This window comes from Nocardia carnea, from assembly GCF_029869215.1.
GTDB lineage: Bacteria > Actinomycetota > Actinomycetes > Mycobacteriales > Mycobacteriaceae > Nocardia > Nocardia carnea_B.
Window position 1 is genome coordinate 1 of record NZ_JARWPM010000276.1, and the last position, 9,212, is coordinate 9,212.

The 9,212-nt window shown below is 63.8% G+C and carries 11 protein-coding genes; 5 read left to right on the forward strand and 6 right to left on the reverse strand.

Translation table 11 applies throughout. From position 1 onward, the window contains the following. The 4 genes from QH276_RS19170 to QH276_RS19185 all read right to left on the reverse strand — a co-directional run. Window positions 1–425: hypothetical protein (locus tag QH276_RS19170; protein WP_280406843.1), on the reverse strand; the 425-nt coding region annotated here is incomplete at its 3' end. Between the two features lie 29 nt (window positions 426–454). Further along, window positions 455–1,543, reverse strand: coding sequence for a MerR family transcriptional regulator (locus tag QH276_RS19175; protein WP_280399058.1), 1,089 nt, complete (start codon window positions 1,541–1,543; stop codon window positions 455–457). 164 nt (window positions 1,544–1,707) lie between these two features. After that, the gene (locus tag QH276_RS19180) at window positions 1,708–2,136 is read right to left on the reverse strand and encodes a VOC family protein (protein ID WP_280399057.1); all 429 of its coding nucleotides are present in this window, start codon (window positions 2,134–2,136) and stop codon (window positions 1,708–1,710) included. A 4-nt stretch (window positions 2,137–2,140) separates the two neighbouring features. Next, window positions 2,141–2,983 (reverse strand): AraC family transcriptional regulator, encoded by an 843-nt coding sequence (locus QH276_RS19185; RefSeq protein WP_280399056.1) that lies wholly within the window; start codon window positions 2,981–2,983, stop codon window positions 2,141–2,143. Between the two features lie 121 nt (window positions 2,984–3,104). On the opposite strand from QH276_RS19185, the gene QH276_RS19190 reads away from it, so the two are divergent. The 5 genes from QH276_RS19190 (at window position 3,105) to QH276_RS19210 (ending at window position 8,353) form a co-directional block, all read left to right on the forward strand. Beyond that, window positions 3,105–3,878, forward strand: a complete 774-nt coding sequence (locus QH276_RS19190) for an oxygenase MpaB family protein (protein ID WP_280399055.1) — start codon at window positions 3,105–3,107, stop codon at window positions 3,876–3,878. Continuing rightward, window positions 3,875–4,954, forward strand: a complete 1,080-nt coding sequence (ychF, locus tag QH276_RS19195) for a redox-regulated ATPase YchF (protein WP_280399054.1) — start codon at window positions 3,875–3,877, stop codon at window positions 4,952–4,954. The genes QH276_RS19190 and ychF overlap by 4 nt, the downstream gene beginning before the upstream one ends. Window positions 4,955–5,306: 352 nt before the next feature. Beyond that, entirely contained in the window at window positions 5,307–6,497 is a 1,191-nt protein-coding gene (locus QH276_RS19200) for a pentapeptide repeat-containing protein (protein ID WP_280399053.1), read from the forward strand. 145 nt (window positions 6,498–6,642) lie between these two features. Continuing rightward, window positions 6,643–7,590: a hypothetical protein gene (locus QH276_RS19205; protein ID WP_280399069.1), complete on the forward strand. Its 948-nt coding sequence runs from the start codon at window positions 6,643–6,645 to the stop codon at window positions 7,588–7,590. After that, window positions 7,577–8,353 (forward strand): HIRAN domain-containing protein, encoded by a 777-nt coding sequence (locus QH276_RS19210; RefSeq protein ID WP_280399068.1) that lies wholly within the window; start codon window positions 7,577–7,579, stop codon window positions 8,351–8,353. The genes QH276_RS19205 and QH276_RS19210 overlap by 14 nt, the downstream gene beginning before the upstream one ends. 181 nt (window positions 8,354–8,534) lie before the next feature. Here QH276_RS19210 and QH276_RS19215 read toward each other — a convergent pair whose 3' ends face one another. Continuing rightward, the gene (locus tag QH276_RS19215) at window positions 8,535–8,726 is read right to left on the reverse strand and encodes a DUF397 domain-containing protein (protein WP_280399052.1); all 192 of its coding nucleotides are present in this window, start codon (window positions 8,724–8,726) and stop codon (window positions 8,535–8,537) included. After that, the coding region (locus QH276_RS19220) for a DUF5753 domain-containing protein (protein WP_280406842.1) at window positions 8,720–9,212 on the reverse strand (493 nt) is incomplete at its 5' end. The genes QH276_RS19220 and QH276_RS19215, both read right to left, overlap by 7 nt.

A 9,212-nucleotide genomic window follows, 5' to 3' on the forward strand; every position in this document is an offset into this window, starting at 1 on the left:
GCCGTGCACGACCACGGTCTGACGTTCCGTCCGGATTGGGAGAATGTCGTGGGGCCCGTGCGGGGGTTCTGGTGCTGCGGGGGGGGGGGGTGCTGTCCGCCCGGGGCCCCCCACGACCCCAATCGCCGGTAGTTGTCGGCCAGGTTGAGGTGCAGCGACGGATAGAACCCTGCCACCTGCAGGCTTGCGTGGTACTGCCGGGCGCGGTCGTCGCCGAGGGAATCGGCGGCGTCGAGCGCCCGGATATCCCAGGCCAGGGCTTGTGCCGGGTCGTCGTAGAGGTCGGCCAGGTAGTGGGCGAGTGTGCAGCGGTGCAGGGCGTCCCCGGCGACGCCGATTGCGGTCCAGATCTCGAGCAGCCGGGCGCGGGCGGTCGCGATATCGCCGGACCGGCCGAGCGTGACGGCCTCGGTGATCGCGTTCATGGTGGTGTCGGGGGACAGCTGATCGGTGGTCAACTCGGGGATCCGTTCTCTGCGTCGATTATTGCGGGGTCGGCCGGCATGGCCAGGGTGGTGAGGTCGCCGTTGTCCGCGGACCGCACGACCATCGGGTCCTGCGGGCCGGCGATATCCAGCCGCACATCGGGTCCGATGGCGGTCGCGACGGCCGGATGCAGGATGGTGAAAGCGAACACGAGGTCGCCGGGGGGTCCGGTGACCAGCGCGGGTAGCTCGCCGGCCGGTTGGTCCGGGGCGCCCGTGACGATGAGCGACCCCGGGGCGACCGTGAGCCGGAGATAGCGCGCCCGCTGCTGTTCCAGCGTCCGCAGCAAGCCGTGTTTCGGGACCACCGCATGGGTGTGTGCCGCCGGGAGCGCGGCCAGCAGGGCACGGTGATCGGGGAAGGGTTCGGTCATCGTCCGGCACGAGCGCGCCGCGCCGTCGGCCGGACGGAATCGGATGCTGTGTTCCCCGGCTTCGAGATCCACCGAGTGGGCCCGGCGGATCTCCGGTAACGCCGCGCTCAGATCGGCCCCGTCGACAGTGGCGGACCATTCGGCCGAGCCCGCCTGTTCGGGCACCAGGGTGCGGGTGGACAGCCGGTACCGGTCGGTGGCGGTGAGGGTCAGCGCTTCGGCGGTCGCCTCGAGCCGCACTCCGGCCAGCGCGGGCAACTCGGGATCGGTGCCGCTGGTCGCCAGAATCTGTTCGACCGCCGCCGCGAGCACGGGCCCGCGCACCGTCGCCACCAGCCATCCGGACGGTTCGCCGAGGGCCGCCTTCACGATTTCCGCGGTCCGCCGCGCCTGCCCGGTGCGTGCCACCAGCTGCGTCACATGGTCGTCGATCAACCGGGCCGCATCGGGTGCGTCCGCCGCGAGCACCCGGGCGATACCGTCCAGCGGCATATCGATCTCCCGCAACCGGCGGATGGTCACCGCCCGAGCCACTTGGTCAGGGGCGTAGTAGCGATAGCCGGTGCTCTCGTCGACCCCGGCCGGGGCGAGCAGGCCGGAGTCGTCGTAGAACCGCAGCGCGCTCGCGGTGATCCCGCAGGACCGGGCGAACGCGCCGATGGTGATGAGGTCGGATTCGGGCACCCGCTCATCATCGGGCTTCGAGGAACTCGAAGGTCAAGCCGGAGCCGGTGTGCTCAGCTCGAGGCATCCAACTGTTGCCTCAGTTGTAGGCCGGCGCCGTGTGGCCGGTACTCGGCGAGCCGGTTGTCCGTCGACATGTGGTCGGCCGTCCGGCACGTTCGTGTTCACTGGCCGCGGTAGGTGCCGAAACTCCAGTAGTTGCCTTCCGGATCGGCGACGGTGAATCCGCGCGACCCGTAGTCCTCGTCCTTCAACCCGGCGATCGTGTCCGCGCCGGCGGCGGTGGCGCGTTCGTAGAGACCGTCCGGGTCGGAGCAGACGACATACACCGATTCGGTACCCGGAGTACGCCGTTCGGGCAGGCCACCGCCCTTGCCGGCGGTGCCGAACATGATCCCGCCGCCTTCCGGCCAGCGCAGTTCGGCATGCTCGATCACCGACGGATCGTCGTCCCGGGGATACATCGCGGTGAGCTCGAATCCGAATGCCCGGACCAGGAAGTCCGCGGTTCCCCGGGCATCCCGGAAAGCCAGGCAGGGCCAGACGGTCGGCGCCGGTGCGGTTGTCGTGGTGGTTTTCTCTGTTGCGGTCATGGTTTCAGCGTGGCTCCCCGGCGAGTTCCGGGTCTTGGACGGATGGAATCTCCTCGGCCAGCCACTGAGTGGGGCTGCAACCGGCCAGCCGCGCGAATTCCCGGTTCAGGTGCGGCTGGTCGTAATACCCGCACGCCGCGGCCACCTGGGCGATCGACACGAACGACGGAGTGTTCAGCAACATCTGCTTGGCCCGTTCGAACCGGGCGATCCGCGCGGCCACCTTGGGACTCAACCCGAACTCGCTCGTGAACCGCTTCGTGAGGTACTGCCGGCTCCATCCGATCCGCTCGGCCAGCGGTTCGACCCCGAGCATCCCGTGCGACCCCGCCACCGCCCGCCACGCCCAGGTCAGCTCCGGCCCGACCGTCCGTTCCGGCACCAGCAGCCGGGTGAGCACCCGGTCGCAGGCCGCGAACCGCTGCGGCCAGCTCGGCTGTTCCTGGAGTTCTTCCCACAATCGCCGCCCCGGTGATCCGATGAGATCGGCGAATTCCAGGGAGGTACTCCACAACTCCGCCGCCGGCAGCCCGAACAGTGCCCGGCACCCCATCGGGGTGAGCTTCACGGCGACACCTTCCTGTGTGCCGTCGTGCGCGATCATCGCCGGGGTGTCCTGTAGTCCGCCCAGCACGCAGCGGTAGTTGTCCGGGGCCTGGCGGGCGTCGGACTGGCCGACCACGTCGATCGCCGGCCCGATGGCCACGATGAAGGTCATATGCCGCGACGGCAGCCCTCGATGCAGACCCGCCTCGTATCCGGTCATGCGGTAGCCGATATAGCCGTCGATGAACGCGGCCAGGGCGGGCGCGGGGTGGGCCGTCACCACCTGAGAGGTCGGCTCCATACCGGTCACGCTACGCCGGTTCGGACGAGTCGGCCCTTGGTAACCACGGACCCAGTTGAGATGATGATAGTGAAATAGTTTCTCACTCTCAGTGCGAGCCGACCGCCGAGGAGAACACGGTATGAGCAGTTCGACGCCACCCGCCGGACCGGCCGATCACCCTTCGCTATTGCGCAGATACCTCCCCGACCGCCGCTTCCTGCTGACCCTGCCGCGCGCGGTGACCCTCCAGCTCCTGCACCCCGCTATCGCCGCCTCCTACGGCGAACACGTACACACCGGGGTGTGGGCGCATAAGCAGCGCACGGTCAACCGCATGATCGGGCTCGCCCGCACCGGCCACCCCGACCCCGCCCGCGTCATCCGCCTCGCCCACGAACATGTGAAAGGCCGCGACCACGTCGGGAACCGCTACCACGCCCTCACCCCCGAACTGTTCCACTTCCAGCACGCCACCTACGTCGACACCCTCGTCACCGCCATCGACACCTACGCCCGCCCGCTCACCCCCGCATCCCGCGAGTACCTCTACCAGGAGTGTTGCGCCTGGTACCGCAGCTACGGCATATCCACCCGCCCCCTGCCCGGCAGCTGGCCCGAGTTCACCGAATACTTCGCCGAAGCCCTCGCCACCGAACTCCACCGCACCGAAGCCGCCGCCCGCCTCGCCGAACAGTCCCTGAACCCGCCCTGGTGGGCGTTCGGCTTCATCCCCGGCTTCGCCGCCCGCGCCGTCCAGCACGAACGCGCCGTCGAACTCCTCGGCCTCACCGAGCGGCCGGGTGACCGCCTGAAGTTCACCGTCTTCGCCGCCGGCCTGCGCGCCGGCTCCCGTGCCCACCCACGGCCGACCGCCGCCCCGGCGGCCGTCCCGCGTAGACTCCAGTCCTCGTGAGTCTCACCCTCGGAATCGTCGGCCTGCCCAACGTCGGAAAATCGACGCTGTTCAACGCGCTGACCCGCAACGACGTGCTCGCCGCGAACTACCCCTTCGCGACGATCGAGCCCAACGTCGGCGTGGTTCCGCTGCCCGACCCCCGCCTCGGCACACTCGCCGAGATCTTCGACTCCGCCCGTATCGTCCCCGCCACGGTCTCCTTCGTCGATATCGCCGGCATCGTGAAGGGCGCCTCCGAGGGCGCCGGCCTCGGCAACAAATTCCTCGCCAACATCCGCGAAGCCGACGCCATCTGCCAGGTCGTCCGCGTCTTCGCCGACGACGACGTGGTCCACGTGGACGGCCAGGTGAACCCGGCCTCCGATATCGAGGTCATCGAAACCGAACTGATCCTCGCCGACCTGCAAACCCTCGAAAAGGCGGTCGTCCGCCTGGAGAAGGAAGCCAAGGTCAAAAAGGACCGCAAGCCCTACGCGGATGCGGCCAAGCAGGCCCAGGAAATCCTCAACAGCGGCCGGACCCTGTTCCACGCCGCGAAGGAGATCGACAGCGAACTGCTGAAGGAACTGTCCCTGCTCACCACCAAACCGTTCCTCTACGTCTTCAACGCCGACGAATCCGTCTTGAGCGACGAGACCAAGGTCGCGGAGCTGAAAGCCTCCGTCGCCCCGGCGGATTCGGTGTTCCTGGACGCCAAGGTCGAATCCGAACTCCTCGAACTCGACGACGAATCCGCCGCCGAACTCCTCGAATCCATCGGCCAATCCGAACCCGGCCTGCACGCCCTGGCCCGCGCCGGCTTCCACACCCTCGGCCTGCAGACCTACCTCACCGCCGGCCCGAAAGAGGCCCGCGCCTGGACCATCCACCAGGGCGACACCGCCCCCAAGGCCGCCGGTGTCATCCACACCGATTTCGAACGCGGCTTCATCAAGGCCGAGGTCGTCGCCTTCGACGACCTGGTCGAAGCCGGATCCATGGCCGCGGCAAAGGCAGCGGGCAAGGTCCGGATGGAAGGCAAGGACTACGTCATGGCCGACGGCGACGTAGTCGAATTCCGCTTCAACGTGTAGCGGCCAGCTTCTGCGAAAATTGCACACCTCGCGTGTATTGCTTTGGTACAGCTCCGCTGAACCCGCCTTCGGAGTCCAGCCAGTTCGACTGGACCCGCTTGACCGCCGTGCTCGAATACAGCGACAGATCTTTGCTTCGAAGTTGCAATCGTGACTATTTGAACCAGGGGCGACGAAGCCGTTTCTTGATGAAATTGGGGGAGGAAAAGTGGTCGGATCGGCCGGCGCGGACTCTGTGATCAGTTCATATCGCCGACGAAACCTGAGACACCGCCGAACGCTTGTGCTCACTCTCGGGCTTATCATAGTGGGCTCTGCAACTGCAGGGTTCGGCGCTGCTCTGCTATTCGGAGTGCAGGCTACGTTTTCCCAACCACTCGCTACGTTCCTAGCCGGGGCGGGGGCGCTGACCGCCGGCGCGCTGGCCTACCTCAATGGTCAACGTACCCGTGCCCAGACGGAGGACCATCACCGAGCCGATATGGACCGCGAGCGTGAGCGGCATCAGGTCGACACAAACCGGGAGCGCGAACGCCATCGCGAGGACGCACGCCGGGTCCAGGAAGCGGCCTTGAGAGACCGCTACACCGCGGTCGCTGCACAGATCGATCACACCTCTCTGCCTGCCGTCCGGCAAGCTGGTGTCTATGCGCTGACTGCGCTCGCCGACGATTGGCATACGTACGGTGAGGACGAAGAACGTCAGGTTTGCATCAACTTGTTGCAGTGGTATCTGCGGGTCCCGGCGCCGGCGGTAGCCGGTGGCACACCGCCCGATCTTTCCGAACGTGAGATTCGTCAAGCAATCGTCCAGATACTTACTGAACGCCGCCGTCGTCCCCCCGAGCATCCGAGATCTTGGGCCAATACCTCTATCAGCCTGCGGCACGCCTCTTTACGAGACTGCAATCTCAAATCGCTTGATCTTGCCGGACTCGACTTCACCCGGGCGGATATGGGTGGTGTTGACCTGACCGGCGCTGACCTGACCGGGGCTGATCTGACCGGCGCTGACCTGACCGGCGCGCGCATGAGAAGCACGATCCTGACCGGATCGACCCTGACTCGTGCGAACCTGTCTGGCGCGAGCCTGTCTGGCGCGAAGTTTGACCGCGCTCGACTGAATTACTCGGACTTGACGGGCGCTGATCTGTGCTGTGCAAGGCTGGTTGACGCTAATCTGATCGAAGCTGATCTGACACGGACAGATCTGAACGGAGCGGATCTGTCCCGGGCGTGTCTGTACGGCGCGAATTTGAGCAGATCGAGTTTGAAACGCGCGGACCTGATCGAAGCTGAATTGATTCGGACAGACCTCAATGGTGCGGTCCTGATCGATGCGGTCTTGACCGGGGCGGACCTGACAGATGCGGATCTGACCGATGCGGATCTGACATTTGCGAACTTGACCTGCTCGTACCGAATCGGCCGTGAGTTTCTTGGCGTGGATTTGGGCATGATCACCTTGACGGACCCTATCTTGGTCGGCATCCGCTACAGCTCGAATACGCAATGGCCTGGAGGTTTTACTCCGCCACCGTGAGATGTGCCGAAGAATCCAGGTATTTCGGGCCTCAGGCCAATAAGTTGTCGACGGCCCGTGAAACCTAGGATTGGCCTGCCGTTGACAACGGCGGCCCGGTGAGCGGCGATTGGGTAAACGGCCCTACGGTTCAGGTGTGGCGAACATGTTTTGCGTCGTCGAACTCGATGACTGGATACGCGGGGAGAGCGACCCCAGCGGTGACGAGGCGAAGCGATGGTTCCGCGCGCCGGAGCAGTCGCCCCTCGTTGGGCATTGGTTGTTCAAGCCGCGGACTGAGAAGGTGCTGCCGCTGTCGAAGAAGCGGCAAGCGCTGGGCCATCATCCCGACGTACTGATCGGCGGTGAGAACTGGGCGGAGAAAATTGCGTTCGAACTTGCACGGCTAATCGCCATTCCGGCAGCCGAAACCGAATTGGCCACCGCCCCTCAAACCACCGACTCGCGGCGCGTGTGGGGTTCCATTAGCCGCGACATGCGGCCCGAGGGATGGTCATGGGCGCCCGGTGCGCAGTTGCTCGCAGAGGTTGATTCGCATTTTGATGAAAAATTTTGCGTCGGACACACTTTAGAAGCGGTCCGCGACGTCTTGGATGGGATCTCCGGACCCTACGGTGGCTTCTATATGGGGTGGTCTGCGTTCGACGTGTGGGTTAGCTACTTGTTGCTCGATGCGTGGATCGGCAATACAGACCGCCATGCCCACAATTGGGGTGTCGTGCAGCATCCGGCAACCGGCGACATCTACCTAGGGCCGAGCTTTGATCATGGCACCTCACTGGCGAGTGGCGAGACGGACGATCGTCGCGCCACACGGGTTGAGGAAGGATCGGTCACTGTGTGGTGTGCACGCGGACGGACGAAGCGTTTCTACGGCGGCGAACCTCATGATCTCGTCGACTTGGCCACGCGAGCCTTGTCGATGTGCTCCGCTGCTGCTCGGCAACACTGGGTAGGGCAACTGATCGCGGTTGACCTGGACGAATGTCGCGAACTTGTCGAGAGGGTCCCAAGGATGTCAGACCACACTTGTATCTTTGTACAGACAGCGATAACCCTCAACCGAAAGCGGCTGTGTGATGCTCTCCACTGATCTGACGCTGTCGTCCGCCTATGCCGATCCAGAGACCAGCGCATCGAGGCTTATCGTTACTCGCCGGGGTGTGGAAGACCGAACCTACCGGGCAATCGGCTATCTCGATCGTAGGTTCGATTCCAGCGACGTGCCTGTGTTCGAGTTCACATACCTTGCCAAGGTCGCTGAGTGTGAGCGCTTCGTACCGATCATTGGATTCCGCGATGTATGCAGGCACTACCACTCGCGGCGGCTGTTCCCTTCATTTGCCGAGCGGGTCATCAGTGCAAAACGCCCCGACCGGCCCGAGTACTTGGCAGCGCTAGACCTCTCCGAGGACGCTGACGCCTGGGAAATCCTGACAGCTTCAGGCGGCTATCGGGAAGGTGACCCAATCGAACTTATCTCATTGCCGACATATGATCGCATGACCGGGGAGACGACTGCTCATTTCCTGTCACATGGAGTGCGGTATTGCGAAGATAAGGCCAGTGATCATATTACTGGGCTAAAGGCTGGGGACCGCCTTACATTGAGGCCTGATACTAGTAACGAGACGGATCCACGCGCAATCAAGATTGTGGATGAAACGGTGTCTTTAGGATATGTGCCGCGCCCATTGCTCGACTACGTCCATTCTGTTGTCGACGCGGGTGACCATAAGTTGATTGTTGTGCGCTCCAACCCGGCTGAGACGCACCCGCATCTACGGCTGCTACTTCGCCTGGAAGGTCGGTGCGGCGAGTTTGTATTTGATCGCCCTGAATGGCGGTCTGCCTAAGGCTAGTGAGCATTTAGGTAGCGCGAGTAAGGCATGAAGACTCGCTTTGGTCGGCGTCCGGAACACTCGCGCAATCCCATGCGTGGCACATGCTGTGCGACAGTATGGTCGCTGCTAGCAAATCTGGGGGTGACACCGTTTTGGCTGGTTGGGTTTAGTTTCGTTGGGGCGTTGGTTGATTTCACATTATTTCCGGGTCGAACTCATCATTTTTAACCCCCCTAATGAAGGCGCTCCACTCCAATTCTGTGAACTCGGCAGTCCCGGAATTTCGCGCATTGGAATTTCTGACCAGAAAAGTTCCAGTCGGGGTTTTTGCGACTTCTACGCATGTTTCGGGATTCGTGAAACTGGACTTACGCCACTTCAGCATTTCTTACTCCACGCTTTTTCTAGCCGCTGTACGAACTTCTTCGACTCCGCTGGAGTCAAGGCCATGCTCTTCGCTTGCTCGAACACGGCCGTAAAATAGCCTACTTCATCGGCATTTGTGATGAACCGGCCACCACCGTAGCCCTCCAGATGCACCCGCGGAGTTCCCCAGGGATGTGTCATGAGCGCGAAGTTCCCGAGCCGGAGCGCTTCGTGGTTGCCGGCACTGTAGGGAGAGATCCGCAGGTTGACAGTGGGAAGCTCGGCAAGTTCGAGGCAGTTCGCCATTTGCTCCGCCATGACCTCGGGAGTTCCGACGACGAGGTGCAGTGCTGACTCGGGTTGCACGAGGTCGATTTCCAAGTCGCCGGATAGTACGCGTTTCTGCCGGTACAGCCGCTGCTCGATGGATCGCTGGATGTAGGTGTCCGATACTCCGGTGATGCCTACGCGGGAGATGAGTGCTTCTGTGTAGCGGGGTGTTTGG